This is a genomic window from Pseudoalteromonas amylolytica (assembly GCF_001854605.1).
Taxonomy (GTDB): Bacteria; Pseudomonadota; Gammaproteobacteria; order Enterobacterales; family Alteromonadaceae; genus Pseudoalteromonas; species Pseudoalteromonas amylolytica.
Genome location: NZ_MKJU01000004.1, coordinates 81720 through 106247, shown reverse-complemented (window position 1 = coordinate 106247; position 24528 = coordinate 81720). Strand labels below are relative to the sequence as shown.

The 24528-nt window shown below is 41.8% G+C and carries 15 protein-coding genes; 10 read left to right on the top strand and 5 right to left on the bottom strand.

Going from position 1 to position 24528, the window contains the following annotated elements; translation table 11 throughout:
* Positions 1–64: 64 nt before the first annotated feature.
* From BET10_RS00620 to BET10_RS00580, 9 genes are all read left to right on the top strand, one after another.
* Positions 65–892 carry a heteromeric transposase endonuclease subunit TnsA gene (locus BET10_RS00620; protein ID WP_070982885.1) on the top strand — a complete coding sequence of 276 codons (828 nt, stop codon included), beginning with the start codon at positions 65–67 and terminating at the stop codon, positions 890–892.
* Positions 876–2963 carry a Mu transposase C-terminal domain-containing protein gene (locus tag BET10_RS00615; protein WP_070982884.1) on the top strand — a complete coding sequence of 696 codons (2088 nt, stop codon included), beginning with the start codon at positions 876–878 and terminating at the stop codon, positions 2961–2963. Before BET10_RS00620 ends, BET10_RS00615 begins: the two co-directional genes overlap by 17 nt.
* Positions 2960–4630, top strand: coding sequence for an AAA family ATPase (locus BET10_RS00610; RefSeq protein ID WP_070982883.1), 1671 nt, complete (start codon positions 2960–2962; stop codon positions 4628–4630). The genes BET10_RS00615 and BET10_RS00610 overlap by 4 nt, the downstream gene beginning before the upstream one ends.
* A 1-nt stretch (position 4631) precedes the next feature.
* Complete coding sequence (locus BET10_RS00605) at positions 4632–6149, top strand: TnsD family Tn7-like transposition protein (protein WP_070982882.1); 1518 nt, start codon at positions 4632–4634, stop codon at positions 6147–6149.
* Entirely contained in the window at positions 6136–7752 is a 1617-nt protein-coding gene (locus BET10_RS00600; protein WP_070982881.1) for a Tn7-like element transposition protein TnsE, read from the top strand. Before BET10_RS00605 ends, BET10_RS00600 begins: the two co-directional genes overlap by 14 nt.
* Positions 7753–7811: 59 nt before the next feature.
* Positions 7812–9341: a ParB/RepB/Spo0J family partition protein gene (locus tag BET10_RS00595; RefSeq protein ID WP_070982880.1), complete on the top strand. Its 1530-nt coding sequence runs from the start codon at positions 7812–7814 to the stop codon at positions 9339–9341.
* Complete coding sequence (locus tag BET10_RS00590; protein WP_070982879.1) at positions 9341–10234, top strand: DNA adenine methylase; 894 nt, start codon at positions 9341–9343, stop codon at positions 10232–10234. The genes BET10_RS00595 and BET10_RS00590 overlap by 1 nt, the downstream gene beginning before the upstream one ends.
* Positions 10235–10297: 63 nt before the next feature.
* Positions 10298–11866 (top strand): AAA family ATPase, encoded by a 1569-nt coding sequence (locus BET10_RS00585; protein ID WP_070982878.1) that lies wholly within the window; start codon positions 10298–10300, stop codon positions 11864–11866.
* 299 nt (positions 11867–12165) lie between these two features.
* Positions 12166–13656, top strand: coding sequence for a hypothetical protein (locus BET10_RS00580; RefSeq protein WP_070982877.1), 1491 nt, complete (start codon positions 12166–12168; stop codon positions 13654–13656).
* 404 nt (positions 13657–14060) lie between these two features.
* On the opposite strand, the gene BET10_RS00575 is transcribed toward BET10_RS00580, so the two are convergent.
* From BET10_RS00575 to BET10_RS00560, 4 genes are all read right to left on the bottom strand, one after another.
* Positions 14061–15878: a hypothetical protein gene (locus BET10_RS00575; protein ID WP_070982876.1), complete on the bottom strand. Its 1818-nt coding sequence runs from the start codon at positions 15876–15878 to the stop codon at positions 14061–14063.
* Positions 15879–16511: 633 nt separating this feature from the next.
* Positions 16512–17219, bottom strand: a complete 708-nt coding sequence (locus BET10_RS00570) for a hypothetical protein (RefSeq protein WP_070982875.1) — start codon at positions 17217–17219, stop codon at positions 16512–16514.
* A 148-nt stretch (positions 17220–17367) separates the two neighbouring features.
* Positions 17368–18723, bottom strand: coding sequence for a hypothetical protein (locus BET10_RS00565; RefSeq protein WP_070982874.1), 1356 nt, complete (start codon positions 18721–18723; stop codon positions 17368–17370).
* A gap of 927 nt (positions 18724–19650) precedes the next feature.
* Positions 19651–21849 (bottom strand): hypothetical protein, encoded by a 2199-nt coding sequence (locus BET10_RS00560; RefSeq protein ID WP_070982873.1) that lies wholly within the window; start codon positions 21847–21849, stop codon positions 19651–19653.
* Between the two features lie 512 nt (positions 21850–22361).
* Between BET10_RS00560 and BET10_RS00555 the strand changes: the two genes are divergently transcribed.
* Positions 22362–23129, top strand: coding sequence for a hypothetical protein (locus BET10_RS00555; protein WP_070982872.1), 768 nt, complete (start codon positions 22362–22364; stop codon positions 23127–23129).
* 219 nt (positions 23130–23348) lie between these two features.
* Here BET10_RS00555 and BET10_RS00550 read toward each other — a convergent pair whose 3' ends face one another.
* Complete coding sequence (locus BET10_RS00550) at positions 23349–24413, bottom strand: hypothetical protein (RefSeq protein ID WP_070982871.1); 1065 nt, start codon at positions 24411–24413, stop codon at positions 23349–23351.
* Positions 24414–24528 lie beyond the last annotated feature (115 nt).

Here is a 24528-nt window from a genome sequence, read left to right as displayed (position 1 = left end):
AAGCGATTGATCGCCCTAAAATTTACCGCTATGCTGAAATTTCAATCAGTTATAGCGGTATATTATGTCTAGGAAGATTGGCCATACTGAGGCGCAATATCTTAAGTGGATTAAAGAGGGGCGCGGTACTGGCGAGTATCAGGATTACAAGCCGTGGTTAACGGTTTATGATGCGCCATCTGATGGTCGTGTACATCGAGTCTTTGGTTATAAGTCTAAGCGAACCCATCATTTATTATCCGATCTTGAACTATCCATGTTCTACTTGCTTGAGTGGCGGCAGGATGTGCTGCAAGTCAAAGAGCAGTTTCCGCTAGAGCGCGAGATAACATTAGAGCTAGCTGAATCTGCTGGCATCAAACACCCAAATGTTGGGGGCGTAGACCAATACCTATCAAGCGACTTTCTCGTTGAAACAACCTCACGAGATCTCCCCTATTTTGCGTTACAAGCCAAATATGTCAGCGCTTTGGAAGAGCAGCGCAAAATAGAGATACTTGAGCTCGAGAAACGCTTTTGGCATGAAAAGCAGATCCCTTGGCAAATAGTCACTGAGCAAGAGATCCCAAAAGTTGTTAAAGCGAATGTTGAGTGGATTTACCCATTGCAAGGTGAACATGAAGAAGCCTCAGACTCCGCCATTGAGCAAGCCAGATTCTATGCCGATTACTTTGCAAAACACCCAACCAAAACCCTCATAAACGTCTGCAAAGAGATAGATACCGCCTATGGGCTAGACTTAGGAGAGTCGTTGTTTGAGATAAGAGCTTTGCTGGCTGACCGTTACTTTACCTTTGATATTTTTACGCCAGTTCAAAAGCTACAAGTTGGTCATCTTAAACTAGGTAACGTTGAGCAAATTCAGGAGGTGTTTCGTGTTTCAAATCAATGAAGTATTGCAATACGAACAAACCTTGTATCGCATTTTAATGGTATTTGATTATTACGCACTTTGGATAAAAGTGCACGATGACAAAGCCTTTCCTGAACTTGTTGAAATAACTGAGTTAGAACAGGGTTTTCAAGATGAAGTGCTCAAACGTGCAGCCGACCCATATAGCGATATTGCTACTGTAATTCCAGAGCCAGGTTCTACCGCTCAGTTAAAACGTGATGAAAACTATGCCGCAATCAAGCCATTGGTAGAGCTTGAGAACTGCTATGAACCGAAAGCGCGTGGCAAAGTGGTTAATCAAATAATGACTGAGGCAGGTAAAACCAAACAGTCTATTTATCGTTTTGCCCGTAGATACTGGCAACGTGGCCAGATCCCCAACGCATTATTACCCGATTATAAAAACTCAGGTGCCAAAGGCCAAAAGCGCCGAGCTACAACAACAAAGTTAGGGCGACCTCGTAAGTATATGCCAGGCACTGGTGCGCTAATTGACGACTTTACTGAAAAGCTATTTCGCATAGCGATTGAGCGACACATATTAACCGACAAAGGTAAAACTTTTCGCTATGCACATAACCGTTTAAAAGATATCTATAGTCAGTACTTTCCAGATCTACCTGAAGAAGAGTTACCTACCTATTGGCAAATGGAGCATTTCTACAAACGTGAATATCGCCAAGTAGACAAAATTGAAGCGCAGGCGGGTGAAATAAAGCGAAAGAAAGATATTCGACCGCTTACAGGTACCGCCGCCGCAGATGTTTTGGGCCCAGGTATGCGGTATGAAATTGACGCTACAATCGCAGATATTTATTTAGTATCTGACTCTCAAAGAGGCAATATCGTCGGTCGCCCAGTGATTTACATGGTTATTGATGTATTTAGCCGCATGGTGGCTGGGTTTTATATTGGTTTTGAAAACCCTTCATATGCCGCTGCTATTCAGGCAATACATATGGCCACGACGGATAAATCAGACTACTGTCGTCAGTTTGGTTTTGACGTTACTCCACAGCAGTGGCCGTGTATTGGCTTACCTTCAGCATTGTTGGCTGACAGAGGCGAGTTAATGGGGCATCAAATTGAATGTCTTGAAAAGGGTTTTGGTGTTCGCGTTGAAAATACACCACCATTTAGAAGCGAGGCCAAAGGGGTTGTCGAACGAGCGTTTCTCGCCTTTCAACAAGCATTCAAACCGTTTGCACCTGGTGTGGTCACTGGTACCAAAATTAAAAAACAAGGCGATAGAGACTACCGCTTGGATGCTAAGCTTACGATCCAAGAGTTTACTCGAATCATCTTAGCTTCAGTACTTTATCACAATCAATATCACGTGATTGAAGACTACGATAAAGCTGCTGATATGCCAACAGACCTACCAAACAACCCACTGGCGATATGGAATTGGGGCTTGCAGCATCGTACTGGTCGGTTGAAAAAGTCAGCAACTGAGCATCTTCGCGTGGCATTGATGCCAAGAACTCGGGCAACAATATCTGATTCGGGTGCCTGTATATTTGGCGTGTATTACACCAGCTCAGAGCTTTTAAAGTTGGGCTGGATGCATCGAGGTAAGGAAGTGAAGCGCCCTAAAAGTGTGGAAGTTGCCTATGACTTAGCAACGGCAGACTACATCTACATTTATCACGGCCCTAACAGCAATGACTATTTTGTGTGCCAGTTAGCAACACGCTCAAGACAGTTTTCAGGTGCGAGTTTTTGGGATGTGTGGCAGCAAAATGATGAGTTAAAACAGACTCATGCTGATGCAAAACTAGTCGCTGATGAGCAAAAGCGTGCCTTGGAGCGACAAGTAATAGAAGTGGTTAATCAGGCTGAAAAGGCCGCGCCAAAACATATTGGCTTGTCAGATGCGGAGCGTATTCGCAATATTCGCGACAACCGCGCAGAAGAAAAAGCCAAAGAGCGTAAAGAGCGCGCCTACAAGCCTGTGGACATCGACACGAGTAAATCAGCGCAAGTACATTATCTCTCACAGCCAGATGACGATTTGGACTTTCCAGACTTTTCAGATCAGTTGTTTAAGGAGGATGACGACGCATGAGTTTACCCTCTAACATCTTTCGCGCGGTGTATCAGGAGTCTGAGATTGAGCGTTACAAAGGTAACCCGTTTATTGAAGCGCTACCAAGAGTAAGCAAAATAGAAGAGCTGAAAACTAAGCTAGAGGGCAAAGTAAAATACAACCCTGCGGCAGGTTATTTAGACGCAAGGCAGCGTGCTCACGAGTTGTGTGGCTTGCTTGATGACTTCTTCCAGCCGCTTTCGATGCATGTGGCGCTTGAGGAAAAAATAGCGCTGATGATACGTGGGGGCTATGTTGCCAGAAATATTGCAACTGGCCAGCTCCAACAGCATCTACAAAATGGCTACGAACGCTTGATGACGGGCGACATTAGCAGTTTTCGTTTTGCCGAAGCGCCCTCTACGGCACGTTGCTTGTCACTTATTGGTTGCTCTGGATGTGGTAAAAGCTCCAGCGTGCTACGAATATTGGCCACCTACCCACAAGCGATTTATCACGAGAAATATAATACATACCAGCTCACTTATTTACGTATAGAGTGCCCAGTGGATGGGTCGTTAAAAAGCCTCTGCTTAAATTTCTTTCAGGAGGTCGATAAACATCTGCACACGGACCTTACTGAAAGGTATGGGCGCAAGCGTTATAGTACTGAGGTACTACTGTCATTTATGGGACAAGTCGCCAACCAATATGCCATTGGTGTGTTAGTAATTGATGAAATACAGCGTTTAGGCCGCAAACAAAAAGAAGGGCAAGAACGCATGCTCGAGTTCTTTGTGGCTTTGGTGAATATTATTGGTGTGCCGGTGATCCTAGTTGGTACCCCCAAAGCAAGGCCCATATTCGAACTAGAGTTGCAATCTGCAAGGCGCAGTACCGGTATTGGCTCTATGGTGTGGGAACCTCTGCCGCAGCACAAGAATCGAATTGATAAAGCAACAGGTAAACCAAAGCCCACAGAGTGGCGGTTGTTGACTGACAAGCTTTGGCAGTATCAGTGGCTTATTCACCGCGATGAACCGCTCACCGAAGAGATCCTAAATACTTGGTTTGAGCTGTCACAAGGTGTATTAGATATTGTGGTTAAGTTATTTGTACTTGCACAACTACGCGCCATTATTACAGGTGTTGAACGGTTATCTTCAAAGCTATTTGTGAAGGTATATGAATCTGAATTACAGCCGATCCATCCCATGATTGAAGCGCTCAAGTCTGGTAAAGCAAAAAGCATCGCCAAGTATTCAGACTTACAATACAAAGAGATTGATAAGCGGTTGTTGGAGCTCAGCCAGCAGATCTCTGAAGTTGCAGCTGTTAAGTCAGACACACTCCCTTTTGCTAGCGACTCAGAGGCCATGAGGCTTTATAACCTTTTGCTCGGCATGGGGTGTGAATCAGAGTTATTGGTACCATTAGTGCAAAAAGCCATTAAAGATCATCCAAACCTACAGGTAAGAGCGCTTATTCCACTCGTTCTTGAATGGTATGAGCAAGCACCAGATGAAGTGGAGGAGCCAAAAGAAAAGCCTGCACTTATCAAGCTTAAGGATTGGCATACATTGCCTAGTGACGATTTACGTTTTGGTTATTCTCAACATAAAAAGCAATCGGATGAGCTTTACCAATACTACAAACAACAAGGAAAGATTTTTGATATGACCGCTTGGCTTAAACAAAGCGTGTAGCATGGCCTGTTTACCCGTACCTTACCCTGATGAGCTGCTGTATAGCGTCATTGCAAGGTACGGTGTGCACGCAGGTATCACGTCACCCAAGCAATTGCTTGATGAGGTATTCCAAAACCGCCAAATAATTGCCTCAGTGGCCTTTCAAGGACATTTATCGCAGATCTCTGCGCACTATCAAGGTAACGCTGATTTAACACCATACAAGCTGTTACAGGGGCATACGCTTTTTCCGTTGTACGCACCTTTTGTGCACCCCGACATTGCTGCTCAAGCTAAATATGAGCTACTGACCGATTGTAGGCACTCGGCAGAAGTACAGCTAGGCAAAGCCGCATCCAAAGTTAAAAGCCCGCACTACCTGCGTTACTGCTCATTTTGCGTAACAAAGCAAATAGAGCAATATGGAGAACCTTTTTGGACGCGGCGCTGGCAACTGCCTGGTTTATCTGTTTGCGCGGAACATGGCATGCAGTTAATCAACAGCCCTGTGTTGATCAGCGAAGCACATAGGCAGCATTTTACTGCACTAAGCCCTCATGTGCTTTTACATTCAACTCCAAGGCTTACAAACTACAAAACCACGCTGCTAGCGGCGTATGCTCAGCAGTTACTGAACTTGTCAGAGCACCTTATATACCCGTTGCAATGGCGTTATTTTTATCATCATTTGGCTTATCAGCTGGGGTTTGTTAGGGGTAAGCAGGTTGAGCACGAACTGATCGCACAATTGGTTTTAGGGTATTGGGGCAGTCATACCCTAGCAAGCTTTGGGCTCGATATAAACAAGGCAGAAGACTCTAATTGGTTGAAGTGTTTATTTAGAAAGCACAGAAAATCATTTAGCTACCTTCAGCACCTATTGGTATGGCAAGCGTGTTATGAACAACAGTTGGATATAGCGAACATACTCAGTACTGCATCAGCATTACCAAACACCCCATACAATGATGTGCCTTCGAGCACTGAACCTGTGGTTGTTGACCAAACTCGTCGCGCAAAGTGGCAACGTGCTGTGGCCAAGTTTGGCGTTAAAGGCGCGAGGCAAAACGGTTTTGCTCACCTCTACACATGGTTGTATCGACATGATAAACAATGGTTGATGCAATTTAATCAAAGCACTGCCACACCCAACATTGCAAAAACAGGTAGAGTTGATTGGTCAAAGCGAGACAAAAAATACGTAAGGCAACTTATTTCATTGATTAATAAAGTAGAAACTCAGCTTGGCTCAAACCGCCACACAGCAACTTGGCTCGTTACCCATGCACACATCCCTTTGTCTCAGATCAAATACTTAGAAAAGTTACCTTTATGTAAATTGTTTTTTAATAAATATTGTGAAACTATAGAGGAATACCAATGCCGTCGTATCGCTGTGGCATGTATTCGTTGTATTGCAAAACATCAAATACTCAGAACTTGGCGAATTGAACGTATGGCAGGGCTAAACGAGAAAAGGACCCGACCACTCGCGTCGCAATTGCTAGGATTTGCAGTAAAGTATGAACCAAGTTGATAGATTTAAAACGCTACCAGACAACGCCAGAATACAGGCGATAGGTAATCTGTTTAAATACAATAACCGCAAAACTTGGGATATTGGTGTTCGTTTTAAGCAATCTACGCGCAAAGCCCTTAAGTTTAGCCAGCTACCCTATTTAAGCCGACAAGTCGTACTAAACCAAACAGTTGATGCCTTGCCCCTAGGTTTCCCGATTGAATTTACTTTACCCGACCGTGCATTTTGGCAAACCGCCACGGTGGGCGACAGCGCTTTAGTGACGTATAAGCTGAGCGAAGAGCAATCGCAAAAATGCTTTGTGTTTGAAAGTGCAGGCAAAACCATTTACTTGCCGCAGTTGGAACTGGCCAGAGCCTTATTTTTTACAAACAACTATCTGGCAAACGCCGCACTCATTAACAGTGCGCTTGACTTAGAGTTTTACGTTGACCACCACCCAAACAACGATGATAGAGAGTTTCCTTTAGATCTCGTGATCAACGCCTTACCAACAACACTATGCCCAAAAGTGCTGTTTGATAATGAAGGGTTTAGACATCAAATTGCTTGGTTATTGTTAAACAGTGACATTAAAAATTCGTTTAAAAGCATTTATCAGTATTTTTCGCAAGAGCGAGTTAGGGCACCTAACGTTGAGCGTTGGACGTTTCGATTCGACCCTCCTCAGCTCAAGGGTGTAAAAGTGGCCGCAAGAGGCTGGAAGTCTCCTGATGAAAGCACTTGGTTTATCAATCGCATAGAATTGTTAGATGGTTTGTTCTTCCCTGATATATCGGATATTGGCTTTTCACATCCAGATTTCACCGAAAACAAACCAGGTTCGGGTAAAGGAAAAGGCGGTACCTACCCACAACTGCCTACACAGCGAGAAATCGATGAAAACAGCGACGGTAGCGAAGATAACGAGTCTGCATTGATATTCTGTGATGCGACACAGCGAATATACAACAGGGTGCCACGCACTCGTAAAGTCAATGCACAGCCTAGAAAAAGCCCTGGTGGTAAAGAAGACGAAGATAAACCCAACAACTTACCACCTGCCGTAAGCACCGACGATCCAAATTCGCGAGGCGACACACCCAGAGCCGCCGTAGATGGTTTAGATGACTTAACCGACAACGCCGATTTATATCTCAACAAATTCGATAGCTTCTTCAAAATGCTGGAGATATTAGAAAAAGAGCACGGTGTTAAACAAAGTAAGCCCATCGTTCGCAAGCTGCCAGAAGTGGGGCGCAGTGAGAGCCACCTTATGGTAGATGGTTCGCCTAGATGTATGGCTATTGTACGGATTGAACATCAAAACGAAGGTTATTTCTTATTAGAGGTGGATACCTCAGATGGCAAAGCTTCCATTGCCACCAAAGTCATCTCAGCGCGAGCATTAGCGCCAAAAGGCAAACTACGAGACTTTATACCGGAGATAGAAAGAAGATTGCTCAGTAACCAATTCTGTTGGCCAAAGAAATACTTTGATGCGCTTGTTGGAGAAGGCAATCACAAAAGTGTGTCGCATCAAAAGTCTAAGAGCGAAGGTCGGCTGAGTGAGGAAGATGTGAATAGGTGGGCTGGGAGAGTTTTTAGGGATATGAATTGATTTACAGAGAATAATTAGATTAGGTAAGTCTACAGTAATGCATTTTGGGAGAAGGAACATTGAGTAATACAGAAGTTGGTGAGAAAAAAAAGTGGTGGGAAAACCGAGTACTAAGATCGGTTGATAATTTGAAACTTTGGCATGATAACCCGCGGCTAGATCCTGCGAATAACCTTATTACAGTCCGGGATTATGTAGAAGAGTTAATCGCAGACCCTACAGATGAAAAGAATTTCATTGCCTTAATTAAATCAATAGCAACGAGAGGTTTTTTGTCATTTGATCCAATCGTAGTATGGCAAAATGAAGATAAGCACTTTGTTGTTGCAGAAGGTAACCGTAGAGTGATGGCACTTAAATTGCTGAGAGCTCCAGAAAAAGCACCGCTCTCAATCCGTAAGACTGTAGTTCATTTATCGAGGGGGATAGATCGAGATGAAATTGAAAAAATTAGAGTCTGCTTAGCTCCCTCCTATGAAGAATCTCGATGGTATATTTTGCAGCGACACTCCCCGTCTGCAAGTAATCAAATTAGATGGCAGAGGCTGCAGCAGCAGCGATTTATAATAAGCGTGTATGATTCTGTTGGTCAGGATGTTGAAGAAACAATTAACATAACTGGTTTTAATCGCTCCGCAATTATTGATGCTTTGAGATATGTGAAGATTAGAGATATTGCTACTCGGCAGGAAATTACAGCTCTTCTGACAGTAGCAGAGCGTGAGCTAGTGTATAGTCACCGTATTAATATGACTGTTTTAGAGCGCTGGTTTGGAAACTCCCAAGTTAGGGAACATTGGCATATAAAATTTGAAGAAGATGGTGTAACTATCAATGCTGACCCCAGTACTTTTTATGTTGCTTATGCTAGACTTCTAAAGTTAATGTTTGATAAAAATAACGAGCTCGGATTTCTTGTAAATACGAGGACGATTGATTCAAAATTTCAGCAAATCTTTGACTACTTACCTGAAGTTAAATCACTAGACGAAGCTCAAAGTGATGCTGCTCAGTCGACACCTCTTTTAGAGTGCTCAGGAGAGGCAGTGCAGGAAAAGCCTGCGGGTAGTGATAAAGATAAAGATGCAGATACAGATGAAGAAATTAAACCTGATAGAATTTCGTCAAAAGGTAACCCAAAGCGTAGGCAACTGACAGATAAGTATCACGCAATTACAGCTAAGAGTTATAAGATAAATGCGTTGTTTGATGAGCTACAAAAGTTACCTGTTTTCAGATATCAAAATGTTTCAGCTGCTTCCATTCGTATTTTTCTGGAATTAGCTGTTGACGAATATATTGAAAGTAGTGAACTAGTGCCAGAAATAACTAGAAGATTAAACAAGGGTTTTCATGAGGTTTCTCTTAGTCAAAAGTTAAGTACTTTGCATGGAGAGTTTATTGATGACCGAGACGCTAACAAAGTGATAAAACAACTATTAACTTTTAACAATGACCATAGTCTTAATACGCTGAATGAATATGTGCACGGTAAAAAGTTGCACAAAGTTGAAGCGCAGTTTCTTAATAGGTTTTGGGATATGCTATCCCCTTTGTTTGGCGTATTGATTGGTTTGAAGGAAGTTTGATGTTTTTTTCACCTTTAAGGTACCCAGGGGGCAAGTCCAAACTTACCGCCTATGTGCTAGAGACTATGAAGCTTAATAATCTCGAAGGGGCCGCTTATGTTGAACCTTTCGCGGGAGGATGTGCAATTGCTTGGTATCTCTTACTCAAGGGTCATGCTAGCAAAGTCTACATAAATGACTTGGATCCGGCAATTCATGCCTTTTGGTATAGTGTTCTCTATAAAACAGACGAGTTATGCCAGTTAATTCAATCTACTCCAATCACAATAGAAGAATGGTACAAGCAACGCGAACTCTACAGAGATAGGCCTAATGATTATTTAATGCTAGGCTTCGCAACTTTTTTTCTCAATAGAACAAACCGCTCGGGGATCATCAAGGCAGGTGTTATTGGGGGGCTCGAACAAAATGGAGCCTATAAACTGGACTGCCGTTTTAATAAAGACCGCCTCATCAAGCAAATAAGAGCAATTGCAGAGCGAAGAGATGATATTAGACTAACCAACTTAGATGCTACGCAGTTTATAGAAGAGTATATTCCAGATATTGATGGCCCTGCGTTTGTTAATATTGACCCCCCATACTACGTAAAAGGGAAAGGACTGTATCAGAACTTTTTCGAACACGAAGATCATTACAGGCTATATGAAAGTATAAAACGGCTTAGGCAGCCTTGGATCGTGACATATGACGATACGCCAGAAATTTGTGGGATATATGCAGAATATTCTCCAGAATCATTTGGCTTAACTTACACTGCACAAACTAAGTGCAAAGGTTCAGAGATTATTATCCATTCTCCAAACATAGAAAAAACGGGCTTCAAACCTGATGTAACTTTTGCTGAAATTAAGAAATACCATAAACTAAGCGAAGCAAAAACAACTGTCTGATAATAAGTTACTTTTTTACTACAGCACGGAGTGAATTATATCAAAACGGAACAATAAGAAAAAATGATTATAAAAAAAGTCAATATAAGTTCATTTAGAGGTTTTAAAAACGTTGAGTTTTCTCTTGGTGATTACATTACTTTAATTGCGGGTCAAAATGGCACTCAAAAAAGTACCTTGCTAGGTATTTTAACTCAGACATTCACTATACCTCATAAAGGTCATCCATTTTCAGATGAGAGACCTCTGACAGGTGGGTCTTTTCGTTCTGCTTTTCAAGATAAATTTAGGTTGTCTCCTACTCTGGATCTACCAGGGTCTCACATGTGGACTCTATATCTTAAAGATAACGGGTTACATCCTGACGCGGATGATGATGGTGGATTTGCAATTGAGAGTATACCCAGAAAGTCAAAAGTGAGTGATGGTATTCGTTTTTGGCAAAAAGGAAAGAGAGATGCGGGCAGTGGCTATGTCCAACTTCCGGTAATATTTTTAAGCTTAAAAAGGCTGATACCAATAGCAGAAGCTGGGAGAGTTGAAGAAAAGAACATTCAGCTGACAGACGAAGAGACTGCTTGGTTTTCGGACAAATATAATGAGATCTTATTAAGCGATGATGACCTAGAAGCATTAGATTACTTAGAGAGCAGTAACAAGAATACGATAGGTGTTACTACAGATCACTATGACTGGAATTCAAATTCAGCAGGCCAAGATAACTTAGGAAGGTTACTACTGGCCATAATTTCTTTTAAAAGACTACTCAAAAACTATCCGGACGAATATAAAGGGGGGATTCTTGCTGTTGATGAGATAGATGCGACACTTTACCCAGCCTCTCAAGTTAAGCTTTTAGATGTATTAGCCTCGATTTGTAACAGGCTCCGTATTCAAGTTATCGCCACAACACACTCACTGCATATGCTTGAAAGGATCTCGGAACTAAAAAATAGAAAAGGCAGAGATAAGCAGTTTAATACGGTTTATCTAAAAAAAGTGGATGGAGAAGTTTGGGCGGAAGAGTCTCCTTGCTTTGAAAAAATAGCCTACAACTTAAACGTGACTATTGGCAAGCAAGTTGCGGTACCAAAAATTCCAGTGTATACCGAAGATCAAGAGTGCATACATTTCTGTAAAGCATTGATTGGGAATAGGTTTAAAAATCTCGTTTTTCCTGATCTAAAGTTGGGCTGCAACAACTATATTCAGTTAGGCAAAGTGAAGGTGGATAGCTTTTCTTTTCCAAACTCTATTGTGGTTTTAGATGGTGACGCGTGTGTAAACGTGCAGAAAGCTAGGTTAAGAAATTATATTTGTTTGCCTGGCGATTTAAATCCAGAGGGAATGTTAGCAACATTTTTGTCCGATTTATCTGACAAAAGCCCTTTTTGGGAAGAAAAGGTTGATGGATACTCTAAACAAGTCTGTTTTAAAGACTACAAACTGAAAGAAATCTTGGGTGATCGGGTAAAAGCTAAATGTTGGTACAATCAACAATTAGATTCGGGAGCGTGGGGAAGGCAAGCTCGTAATGCATATAAATATTTAATAGCGTCAATTCCTACAGAGAAACAGCATTTCATTGACGATTTTGAAAATGTGTATGAGCTGACGATTACAAGTAGATAAGTTTTTATCGGTAGATACAACTACCAGTTTAATAATAGTGAGCCCGCTTTAGCAGGCTCATCGACTGTTAGTAAAGCTAAAATACTACGGATAGAAAGACAATCGCAAACTGACATAATCTTTTGCAAGTATTATCTGATACTTCTATAGAAATACAAATTTTCAATGGAACCCCCTAGTGGCTGATTAGATTATGGCAATCGCTTTAAATATATAGAAGCTAGATTGCCCGTTACGATCAATCTTATTACTAGACGATTTGAAAAAAAGCCGAAAAAATTAATAAGAGGGTATCAATAATGTCGCAGAATGAAGAAAAGCTCAGGATTACGAATAAAGATGAACTCCGTAGAAGACATGCAGGGAACTACGAATCAATTAATAATGGAGAGCGCTATCTTCTTCCATATGAGGTTCAGCTACGGAATCAGCCACCTGAGTTTTTTAAGCAACTTTCTGAGTACGATTTCCTGAAATCTGCAACGTCAGGTATAAAGCTGACCTTATCTGGTTTACTGGATGAGCTAAAATGCCTAGATGATCTTGAGTCAGGGAGAGGCTTTTGGAAAAACTTCAATGAGTCTGCACTGAATAAGCACCTAAATCCTATCATAGGGTGCGACAGCTGGAAAAAGGCGTATCTGAAAATTAATAGAGAAACAGATATAGACAAGCCACATCACAACGATATGTTGAAATGTGTTTATTTGCTTGCCCATCTGCACAAAGCGAGCTCTAGCTACATTCGTCAGTTAGCGAGAGAAAGTGATGTTTGGTCAACCGATCTTAGAGTGTATTATCCGCGAAAAGACTTTGAATTTAGTGAAGAGTACTCAGGTTACCTTTCAGAGCTTTACGCAAACATACTTTTCGACCAACCACCTAAAATTCGAAGATTGGTCAAGTGTCTGGATGTATGTATTGAAAAACTGACTAATCACGCTGATTCTGACTGGATTGCTCCGTTTCTGAAACATCGAACGATAGACTCCGATGCCCCAAGTCTCAAAATTCTTAAGTTCAACCAAATTGCATTGAGCACGCACCATACAGCGTTGAATAGCTATCTACAAGATAAGATTAGTGGCCCATTTGACCTCACCTCATTTGATAAGTTGAAAGCAAATGAAAATGATCAGTCTGTTGTGCTAATTGCTTCAGCACAACAATATGAACTGGTGGCCGCTTTATGTATGAGGGTACTGTTGCAGAACCCACTCCGAGAGGAAAATGGGTGGTGGGTGTCTGAAGGGGCTCCCCCTATTTCACATGAAGACATGAAGCTTTGTATTGATGCTGTAACTAATGCCTTCTCAGCCGATGCCCTAAATCAACTCAAGATAGAGAGCGATGGCACCAAAAATGGGAAACGCGACACTTCTATCCCTGCTGCAGTCAAGAAACTTGCGGAACAGAATCCTGAAACCGTTGAAGAAATTTTTATGATAGGATCTGCCGATTTTGCCAGAGTACCTGAGCTTTATTCCCATTATTTGCGAAAACGATGTGAGTACGCTATTGCAACAATACGTAGCTCTGGAGATTTGGGGAAATCAGTTCTCAGTAACATAGCAGAAACTCCACAGGCTGTAGTTGAATCTATGCAGCCTAACCCAAACCTTAAGGTGGTTTTGGATTATATTCGGGGTAATAACCTGAACCAGATTAGCACTGATATAGAAGACCTAGAGCGAGATCTTATGTTTGCGAGGTTGAGAGAGGGGGAGGATGTAAAAGTAGGGATAATCTATCAATTTATTAACCCATCTTTGCCCCCACGGAGGCTGTAAAATGTCAACAAAATATTGAGATAGTTTACGTTTTTCTCAATGCTAGTCATAAACTATTTCTAGTACTCATTTAGAGCTTGAAATTAAATTGATCGTAATTTACATGAACCTCGCAATCGAGCTCACCATAAATGAAATACAACTTGGGTTTGCATTAGAAGGGTAATATTTAAGTTTCCGTAGGATGAAACTTTATTATTTGGTACTAGCACGAATGTAAGCTGTAATCGGAATACAGTATGAAACTTTATTTCCCAACCTCAAACTTCCAAGCCAAAACACAGACCCTACAGCTCCGCTCAGTATGAAACTATATTGCAGAGCTACATTTTTTGTGGGTGAACAATAAAGTATCATCCCAAACAATAAAGTTTCATACTGAAAGTTATTGGGATGATGACTTTTTATCTTCTATAAAGGCTTAACCATGCAATAAGTTGATTGTCCGAAACTGTTACATTCCCATTAATAATTTCTTTAATTTTTCCTTCTTTTTTCTTGCCGGAGTACAGTTTTGATGGATCCATTTCTATGAAAACTCGATTAGCTGAGTGTTGGTATCTTACAAAAGCCTCTTCGGGAGAAAGAATCGCTTTTGAGCGGATTACGGTATAAACCAAAGCATTTAACGTGCTTCTAAGGTAATGCTCCAGATTCACTACCAAAAGTTGTAATCTTTCATGAGAAGACGCATTGTGCACTATAGCGTTTCTGATTCTGTAAATTCGGTGTATATGAAGTTCAACTTTGTCTCTATGAGCATCAACCTTGTTGGATAATTCATACGGGTTTGAACATAAGTTTATAAATTGCATGAATCTATATTGAGCATAAGGGTGATCTGACAAAGAGCTTTTAATTTGCTCTGCAAAATCTTCAGTTTTTAGTGCTTTATATATAGAGCTAAGATCTGCATCTTGTATCTTAAATGGGGCTCCATCGAAATTAAAGTTATCCCAATTTAAGGTCTTAGCACAACCTTTCAGTGCTGATAGCTGTTTTACAGGATAATCTAGAGCTATACACGGAATGACTGCAGCTATAACATGCTCATCATGGGTTTGCTTACTATTTTCATTGATTAATGTGAGTGATTCCAGTGCTGACCAAAACGCGGTGAATCTACTTTCTAGACTTTTTTCGGTCACGCCGTTTTGAAAAAATTTAAATGTGGAGTGAACTTTGTTTGCAGTCTTTTCAGAGCCCATTTGACGAAAGTGGCCTATGACTTCCATGTAGTCTGAAAGTTCATCATCAGACCAGCGTTCTAGTATGTTGGCCAACTCTTTTTCGAAGCGTGGTAATTGTTTGCTGTCTCCATTTGAACTTGATACTACTTCAGCTTTGCTAAGTATCTTTATTTCACGCTTACCTAAAAAGTATGAAAATAGATCAATTGCTTGAAAGAGGATTTTTTCAGATGCTGCAATAGCGGAGCTAAATGAAATAGCATGGACCTTTATCTTAGCACTTACATAATATCTCCGTTCTTCTTCGGTGCGTGGAACTGTAGAAAAGTGACAGTCCCCCAGAGATTTGACAGACGTCCTGCCAATTAACTCGTAAAGTTTTTTATCATCAAGCTTTAATGTAACTTCATACTGGCCATAGGGTAGCTTTAGCTTAGAAAAAAAGCCTTCAATTGCATCACCAAATGTGACCGTATCTTTTCTCTTCATTAGATAGTTACGGCATAATAAATAACACTCAGATATTGGCATTCCCTGGGTTATTAAAACACTCATTAACGAGTTTGCTGAAATATATATGTCTCTAAGCAAGCTGTCATTGAATTCAGACTCATCAGATAAAAGGGCACTAAGTTCACTTGTTGATTCATTTCTGTAATGAGTATTTATGAGATTTCTAAGCTCTTGCAAAAAGCTTACGATAAGAGACCTTTTATTCTCCAGAGGATTATCATGAGATGTTAATGTTTCAGCTAACTGCTGGGGGATATTATTGAAAACTGATTTCTTTATGATTGGATCATTTTGTAGAAAGCCCTCTAGCTCTCTAGCTACATGCTTCCTCTTGTCTGGCGCTTTATATTTATCACCTAGAGCATATAGGTCCAGCATTTCCTCTATAGAGTTCAATACGTTATTGTAAGAGACTCGGTCACTGTCTAGGGTATTCAAGTTGCTTAGGCTAGCCCAGCACTCGATAAAGAATAGTTGATGCTTTTCTACATCTCGGTTGATACTGTCAAAAATCCTCACTGCTTGCCTTAATTTTTAAGATCCCTTATAATATCGTATCATAGCAAATTTTAAGTAAGGGGCCATATAAGCCACTTACGTTCAGAAAAAAACGGTCTCCGCTTCTGACTGCGGTATCTATCCCGAGAAGTCTCGAGACCTCCCCCTTATAAAAGGTGCCAAAGGCACCTTTTTACTTTTCTATATATCCAAACTTATTGTTTAAGAGAGAACTTCTAGCTATGCTGAAATTTCAATCAGTTATAGCGGTATATTACGTCTAGGAAGATTGGCCATACTGAGGCGCAATATCTTAAGTGGATTAAAGAAGGGCGTGGTACAGGCGAGTATCAGGATTACAAGCCGTGGTTAACGGTTTATGATGCGCCATCCGATGGCCGTGTACATCGAGTTTTTGGCTATAAGTCCAAACGAACCCATCATTTATTATCCGATCTTGAACTATCCATGTTCTACTTGCTTGAGTGGCGGCAGGATGTGCTGCAAGTCAAAGAGCAGTTTCCGCTAGAGCGAGAGATAACCTTAGGACTGCAGGTATCAAGCACCCAAATGCTTGAGGTGTCGACCGATACCTACAAACCAAGATACACACTCACGCTAATATTTAGCATTGCACAGTTGGTGAGTATCAATTTAATAACTAAACTTGACCTCGGCGTTTCTTTTTAATTGACTTGCCACGTTTTCGGCAAATTCAAAGGTGTTAAAGTTGCCTTTGAAGTAGGAAATATCATCTCGTTCGGTGTAAGTGCTCTCTAACACTTCTCTAAAATTCAGAACATCTTTGAGATTTTCAGTGTTTACATCATACTTGCCCCATGCATTGGCCTTACCGTCGGCACCTCTGTCGTAAGCCATGCCTTTCATCAAAACATCGGGAACTTGTTTGGCTAATTGCACAAGCTCTGTGTTTTCATTAAGCTTTTCTTCCAAATAGGCTTTGTCTTCATCACTGATAGAGCCAGTTACAACTAGTTGGCCACTTTCATCAATAGAAAAGCCCCATTCTTGTTGTGCCAACTGTGGATCTGATTTTTCCAGTTCACTCATAAAGTCTTGGTAATGAGATTGCATATCTCTAAATAAACTGGGTAATTCACCAAAATAAAGCGTTTGAGATACTTTCGCAAACCGATCAGGCTCATAAACACTCACAGACGTTACTTCAATGTTGTGTAGATTAGCGTTGTTTGCCAGAGCAGGCTCATCATTTATATTGCTTTGGGCATGTTGCTGTTGGGCAGCAGTGTTAATCTCATCGCTAATGGTTTTTTTGCTGTCAGTTACTTGCTTTGTTGTATTAAGCTGGGCCTGACTAATGGCTGGGTTACCTATCTTCATAACATATTCCTTATACGTGAAGAGGCCTTATTTATCGGTAGGTTCTTTAAATTACTTTAGTAAAATTTAACACTATTTTTTCATTTACTCCAAATACCTGTAAATAAAGCTGAGCAGTGTTTAAACACTGCTCATATAATTCAATAAGTTACGATGGTGTGCTACTTACTAAATCTTGATCGCATAAGTGACCAAACCAAACGTATTCGACGTTGTCGCCGCCAACACCCAGCCCAACAGAATGGGGCACTTCCATTCGCCAAACACCATAAACTAAGTCAGTATCCCATATATTTTTATAGCCAAAGCTGTATTCTGTATGTCTTAGCGTGAGGTCGCTATAGCAAGAGCCTAAGTTCACTGTGCCTGACACCACACCTGCGCTGTTAGAAACCGCCTCATAGTCTGTATACACAATGAGATTCTCTGGCTCTCTGATATCTTGGTCAAACTTCAGCACCGCAGTTGCACCCTCTACCGGTTGGCCTGTTGAGTCTTTAAGTGTGATCCCCCAAGTAAGCTTGCGATAGGCTTGGGTCGTAGCATAAGGTAACCCTGAGATGAATGATGAGTAAGGTACGCGGTTTACATTACTTTCACCGGAAACATAGTGATTTGATGCCGACACCACTTTACTGCCGAGTGTCAGGGTGTATTGATTATTTGGGTTAACAGGCAACGCCAAGTTGGGACGCACTCTGACATAAATTTCTTGGTTGGGTTGTAAGTTGCCCAGTGTATTATCGGCGTTTTTGATAAAAGGTTGCCACCCTGCGCTGTAGTATTCAGCAATCCACTCATCTGAATTGTTATCCGAGAAGTTAAGCAACACATCTTGGCCTCGTACCGATGTGAATTTATAGATATCTATATCAGTCGCAGAGTCCATATTTGCACTGATCTTATGTTGCTTATCGGCTAATACTGTTGCCGTTGCGGCAGTATCATTAAATTCATAGTCATCGAGTGAGGTTGCAACTGCAGCGCCAAAGTTAAAGGCGGCACCGGTGGATTCTTGTGCTTCCATAAACCAGTAGTAGTGGCCCGGCTCGGTCAAAACAACGACTGTTTCATCGGCATTCCCAGTATTATTTGAGGTGCCTAGTGCCGTGTAGGTATTATCTGCGTTGTGTCGTATGATGCTAAGATCAATGTTGTTTCCGGTTTCTTGATTGAGCAACAATGCCGTTGTCTTACTTCGAGCTGTTATTTCAAAATGATAACATGCTGTATCACCCGCATTTAAACCAGATAAAGTATACAAATTGCCCGTTGCAAGTGTTGGGCATTGTGGCGTAATACTGGCTGTAGACACCTCGGTATTTGCCGTACTGTATACCGCTTTTTTATTTAACTTTTTACTGGTGTTAAAGGTGGGAGATTTTTTGGAGAGTTTTACTTCCCCCGCTGGTTTTAAATTAAGATCTTCAGAACTGACTTGAGCGTGTGCACAAAGCGCCGAAGTTAACGCAGCAGTGGATAGTAAAGCCATTGTTTTTTTCATACGTCATTTTCCTTATTATGTAATCAATTCCATATAATCATTATCTTGTTTTTAGCACAACCCACTGTAAATTAAGGGTGTTTTTGTATTGGGCACAATTGTTGAATAATTCGAAAAATAACTGGTTTTTTGGTCTATTTTTAAATTCATCACTTTGTATTTTTGAATAATGACACTTCTAATTTTGACGTTATTTTGGCCATATTTAATGGGCTGTAGATAAAATTAATGTTGTTAAAATTAAAATAAGCAAAAAAGTTTAAAAAATTTAAAAGTTTTCATTTCCCTTTCATCGCAGTTTTTTAAGTTAATGATTGTTTTTTGATAGGTACAGCGAGTGTTGCTTTAATCTTCTCATTAAACGCTTATTCTTTTAACGAATAAGCGTGATAGGAAAGTGCGCACATGCGAAATTGATGTTCAGTTATGCGCTGCAAGGAAGAGTTTTTAGGGTCAAGTCTTGCAAAGTGCAGACATTGTACAATTTGAATTAGCGGAAAATAATTTAGTGTGATTACCAAGGGATACTGACGGTATAAGTACCAAGCGATTTTGACGTAGTCACACCATCAATGTTGCGAGTTTCAGCAAGTTTTGCTAACCGTAACGCAGTAGTATTCATATTTTCCCTTAGCCAAGTATGTCAGCGCTGTTGAACAGCAGCGAACAATAGAAATACTTGAACTTGAGAAACGCTTTTGGCACGAAAAGCAGATCCCTTGGCAAATAGTCACTGAGCTAGAGATCCCAAAAGTCGTTAAAGCGAATGTTGAATGGATTTATGAAGCTCCCAACCTTGAAGTTTTAATATGAACTTTAAGCGCGGTGAGAGTTATTAGTTATCCAAATACACTGTCTTGGCATCCATAAACACCAAATATCAATATGGTGTTTATGGATGGTACAGCGGTTTAACTCGCTAAACCACTACTTGGCTTTTTGCACATGCTCGTCTGCAACAAACCAAGCTTGGTCGGTATTAACGATAGGGAAAGCCTGTTTTCCACTGCATAAAGTACCGTCTTTTTCTTGGCAATTGTTGTTTGCCTTTTCATCCCACTTGGTATTTTGATTCCACGCCCAAGGCTTTAACATGCATGGATCGCTATCAGGCAGACCGTAGTCTGCTAATAAACTGGGGCATTGGGCATTTTGATAGTTTGCTCTACCGACACCTGCTGCATATTCACCTTGATTAGGTGCGGCGTTCACTGCACCTGCTCTGCGGTGGCAATTCTGACAGTTTGTACCAAGTGGATGGATCACCGGTTCTATGTATGGGTTCATTGAAACAGGCAGCATCGTTATTGTGTCACCGTCAGGCCTTTGTGTTGCCCATTTAGGTGGCGTACCCGTAAAATAATTACTGGCAATGACAGGGGCACCATCAATTTCATAGTTGATGCCGTAGCTGTCAGTGAGCAGATAGTTGTTACGCCATGTAGCACCCACTTTTTTGTCCAGTTTCCTGACTAATTTGCGATGGAGGCCGGAGTATTTGAACTCTGTGGCTTTGTAGATATCCGCTTGGCCAAAACAGTGGTTGTACTTTTTCACTGGGCAGTCGTTTGAGCTGTCGTTCATTGGGCTCCACCAAACACTTTGAAATGCCCATGAATCTATCTCTTTGGTATTCACATGCATGGCAACAACCACTAAAAAGTCACCCGCTTCAAAACCATTTGAATCGTCACCATAGGCCCAAATGGTAGCCTGATCTAACAGTGCTCTGTCGGTGGCAGTAAAGGCGTTGTTTAGTGTCTCTTCTGATACTTGTAAGTGCATAAAGTCTTTCACTTTATATACGCTCGGAGATTGCGTCGTGATGGCTGATGCACCTTCAACATGCGCAAGCTCTAACGTCGCGCTAGAGGCCTTTTTACAGTCTTTTCCACAGGTATCAATGGCGACCACTTCACCCCATTTTTCGTAGCCAAGATAGTCGGCATTGGTTGCATAGTTTTTATCTTTGAAATTTTTAGGCACCCAAGGTGGCAATGCGCCATAGCGTACCCGACAGCCAAGCTCGTTTTGTTTCGCGTTCGGATTACAGCCTTTGACCGGCCAGAACATATGTTTAGTCGAAATAAACTCGTTATTAAACCAGCTAGCGACCTTATTGGCGGCCACCTGTTCATCACCTTTAGCATAAAGATCAGCGAGTGTTGATGTGCCTGCATACAGCGCGTTATTTTGAACAGCGTCCCACGCTTGCGTGGTTAATGACTCCGTGGCAATCATTACATCCCCCTGATTAACAAAGGCAGTACCATCACAAATACCACTGGCACTTGGACAAACGATATTTGGGTAGCCGTTTTGAGTACATAGCGTATCCAGTTTGGTCCATGCTTTTAACTGATCTTTATCCGATGTTTTAGGGTCATAGGCGACAGCCAGTTGTGGCTGAACGTCGCTTTTTGGCAGCTTACATTGCTTGGCAATGGCAAGGGCGGGCACTTTGTATGTTGGAATAGGACCAAGGGTATTTACTGTCTGCACTTTGGTTGGGTCGGGGTCTTGTGTGGTGGCAGTGGTTGTCAGTATTGTGTTAGATGCACTTTGCGGCGTGCCTGACTCAGAAAAGTTGCGATTGATTTGAATAAGGCCAGCAACGGCTGGGCCGACGTTATCCACATTGGTTGCTTCTAAAGTGGTATTGGTTTTTGGTGAGTAGGGCAAGCCTGTGTTGGGCCAGCTAAGCCATAATGGAAATACCCCACTGCATGCACTCTGTTTACTGGTATTTTTAGCCCAACAACCTTGAGTGCCAAACATGGTTGATGTATTTGTCTTTTTATCGTAACCCGAGTTATCCAATGGCGCTGTAATTCCCGCCCATAGTTGCCATCCGTGCGCGCGTACGGTTTTTCGGCTCTTGGCACTTTGGTCTTGTACAGCATTACGCAGCGTAGAGGTACACTTGGCTTTATCGCTATTTATTGGGCACCAGTCTGACCAAGTTGGTAAAGGCTGATAGGGCCCAAAGTGTGAAAATGTCGTTTGTTCTTTAGGTGCGGGTTCGGGTGGTGTTTCGGCTGCTTTATCAGAATTAGAACAACTGCTAGATAGCGCAACGGCGAGCGTCACTATACTTATCCGTGACAATAAATTTTTTATTTTCATAGATATATCCTTTTAATCAAAAGTTTTTTGAAAACTTGGCATCATTCCTCTGGGCAGTGTGTTACACCGTCGGTCATTTCGATTTCTTTGCAACTCAATGTAGGCTCACCCTTGCTTTCATGGGCGATACCCGTGACCTTGTATTGTTATAAGAAACTAAAAGTGCGGTCGATGAAGGCTACTCAGACTGGTGTTAAGAATAGGCGGATATTATGTTTTTGCTAGCCGGCTTTTGGTTGTGGATGAACCGCTCACTTAGCGAAGAGGTTGCCAATGTACGCTTTAAGATAAAACAGCGATAAGGCATCCTCTATTTTACCTGTGTTTTGAGTTTGGAAGGCGTTAAAAATAGGGGGGACAAGAATCATTACCACTATTGTGTTTACAATAAAACCGGCCAACAATCACATAAAAGTCAGCCAGAAATCAGCCGCAAGTCATTTGTTTTTACTGCATTTCACTTAAGTTCTCATTACCTACACAGATGTGTTTTATTGATAGTGGAGAGAATAATGAGAGTCAGTGTTACATTAAAAAAAGTGCTTATAGCTGCAGCGACCTTAGTATTGCTGGTCGTTGCGTTTGTTGTTCATGCTTTAGCAGGAGTGAATACCCATCCCGTGGCTTTTTCTGAGCCGCCAGCGTTTGTTGCGCAATATGCCGCTAATATGCAGCATTCAACCCCATCGCCTTTGGCCAAGGTGAATAACACGCACCAGCAAAGCACAAGTAAAGCTGAATACGAACGGTTTATGGTCGGGTTTTCCAATGAAGAGGCTTTGGTGTTTAGGGCTATTATGGCGGGAGAGTCATTGGATGAGCTTTGGGCGTTGTTTGCCCATCCTGATAAAGCCGAGCGCATTAAAATCGCGTCAGCCTTTGCCGCGGTGAATATTACATTTAGCCATCACGACGAAAGTGGTTTTCCACCAAAACGAAACCAGTTTTGGAAAGATTTAGGAGAACAGCTACCCAATGTTAGAAATGCACTATCTGAGGCCCTTATTGCAACCGCAGAAGCTGGCGTGCGAACCCGTATTCCATATACATTGGCCTGGTTGCCAGAGCAAGGGCGTGAAACACTAGAGCTATTTGCTTGGGCGACAGAGCATCATCCGGTTCCCAGTGTCAGGCGGTCGACTATGTATTTCGTGGCTTATTTAGGTCGTGAGGAAGAATTTACCGCACCACTACTGCTTGGTCGAGCATATGACCCCGATTATAGCGTTCGCGAATTAGCCTTGGGTTTGCGCTCTAGAAGGTTGGTCGGAGATTTATGATAAGAAGTAACGTGCTAAGTGTAACGAACGTTGTGGGCTTGACTACGGCCTAAATCTTATAGTGATTTTAATTTAACTTTTTGAAGTTAAAAGTTAAGTTTCTTTTTTGAACCCAGTAAGTGCTCAAAGACAATGGGCTGGTTTTTGATAGCTTTACAGAGACCCCCACCCAGCTGGTTACAGTGGGAGGGGGAGCTGAGCCATCAGCAAGTTGCTAATCTAAAAGTTCAATGCAAACCCTACTCGCAAGTAATGAGCCTTCTCGGAGTACTTGTAGAGCTCTTCGAGGTATCCTGCATGGTATGAGAAGATAATAGGTAACTGAATTTCATGGGTTATATGCAGGTGTGAGGTAAAGCTCACGTCAAACGTATTGTTAGTGCCCACGTCGCCCCCCCAGATTTCACCAGAACGGTATCTGAGCGATAGCGTACTTTGCCCGCCCAGCAGCGTTAAGATCCTGTCTTCAAGCAAAAATTGGCTAACAAAAGTAATATCGGTGCCTTGGTAATCTTCGAGCCTGTCATGCCGCTTAGAGGCGTCCCAAAACACCATATCTTCAGCATCTCCCCATATTTTTCTAAATTTTAGGTGAATGTCGAAGCAGCTGAATATTGAGTGGCAGTCGTTGTAGTCGACATCGTATGGGTTGACGCGGTACACACCGCCCACCGCAACAAAGTCACTGCTGCGACTGACGGTTTCGGTCGCCATGTGTAGGTAATAATTGTTATCTATATCAGGATATTTCTGCGCATATTGGGCTTTGTTATCTCTGGCTAGGCTCAATAATGTTGGTAAAGAGTCAGAGGTTTGCCCATTTGACTCATGCTCCAATGAAAAACGCCACTCAATAAAGTTATCGCGTTTAGCCGTGCCCCAGGCTAATTGGAAGCCGGGGTTATAGCGTCGGCCCACAACAGGGCCTGAATTTCGTGTGCCTAGGTAAAAGTCAAATTCCCCTGAAAAAGAGAAAGCGGCATTCCAATCAAAATCACCTTCTTTTTTGAAGTTCATGTCTCTGCCAAACACATATTTAAAACTGTATTGCACATCCAATGCGCCATCTAAGTCATTGCCCCGAAAGTAGTCTACGTATATTTCTGTGCCTTCATAAGGTTGAATATTTTTGAAAAATGACTCCTGTGCAGGAGATTGAGTGCCTTTTTCAGACCTTTTTTCTTGTTGTTTTTCAGGAAGGCTACCTGACAGCTGGGGAGCGGCGTTAGACACGTTACACAATAGTAGCAAGCAAAACAGCGGGTATAGAAAATAACAGCGCATAATATGCAGTCCTTTGATTGTAGTTTTATATGGTTCATAAAGTCATAGTTAACAATAAGTTAAGCATAAAATTTATTAGCTGCTGATTTTTTTGCTCTACATGGCAGTAAAATTG

Bases quoted from the DNA above. Each gene is read 5' to 3' on its own strand.
- BET10_RS00585 (WP_070982878.1), top strand. From the start codon at position 10,298: ATGATTATAAAAAAAGTCAATATAAGTTCATTTAGAGGTTTTAAAAAC.
- BET10_RS00560 (WP_070982873.1), bottom strand. From the start codon at position 21,849: ATGAAAATAAAAAATTTATTGTCACGGATAAGTATAGTGACGCTCGCC.
- BET10_RS00590 (WP_070982879.1), top strand. From the start codon at position 9,341: ATGTTTTTTTCACCTTTAAGGTACCCAGGGGGCAAGTCCAAACTTACC.
- BET10_RS00565 (WP_070982874.1), bottom strand. From the start codon at position 18,723: ATGAAAAAAACAATGGCTTTACTATCCACTGCTGCGTTAACTTCGGCG.
- BET10_RS00620 (WP_070982885.1), top strand. From the start codon at position 65: ATGTCTAGGAAGATTGGCCATACTGAGGCGCAATATCTTAAGTGGATT.
- BET10_RS00580 (WP_070982877.1), top strand. From the start codon at position 12,166: ATGTCGCAGAATGAAGAAAAGCTCAGGATTACGAATAAAGATGAACTC.
- BET10_RS00600 (WP_070982881.1), top strand. From the start codon at position 6,136: ATGAACCAAGTTGATAGATTTAAAACGCTACCAGACAACGCCAGAATA.
- BET10_RS00570 (WP_070982875.1), bottom strand. From the start codon at position 17,219: ATGAAGATAGGTAACCCAGCCATTAGTCAGGCCCAGCTTAATACAACA.
- BET10_RS00605 (WP_070982882.1), top strand. From the start codon at position 4,632: ATGGCCTGTTTACCCGTACCTTACCCTGATGAGCTGCTGTATAGCGTC.
- BET10_RS00610 (WP_070982883.1), top strand. From the start codon at position 2,960: ATGAGTTTACCCTCTAACATCTTTCGCGCGGTGTATCAGGAGTCTGAG.
- BET10_RS00550 (WP_070982871.1), bottom strand. From the start codon at position 24,413: ATGCGCTGTTATTTTCTATACCCGCTGTTTTGCTTGCTACTATTGTGT.
- BET10_RS00555 (WP_070982872.1), top strand. From the start codon at position 22,362: ATGAGAGTCAGTGTTACATTAAAAAAAGTGCTTATAGCTGCAGCGACC.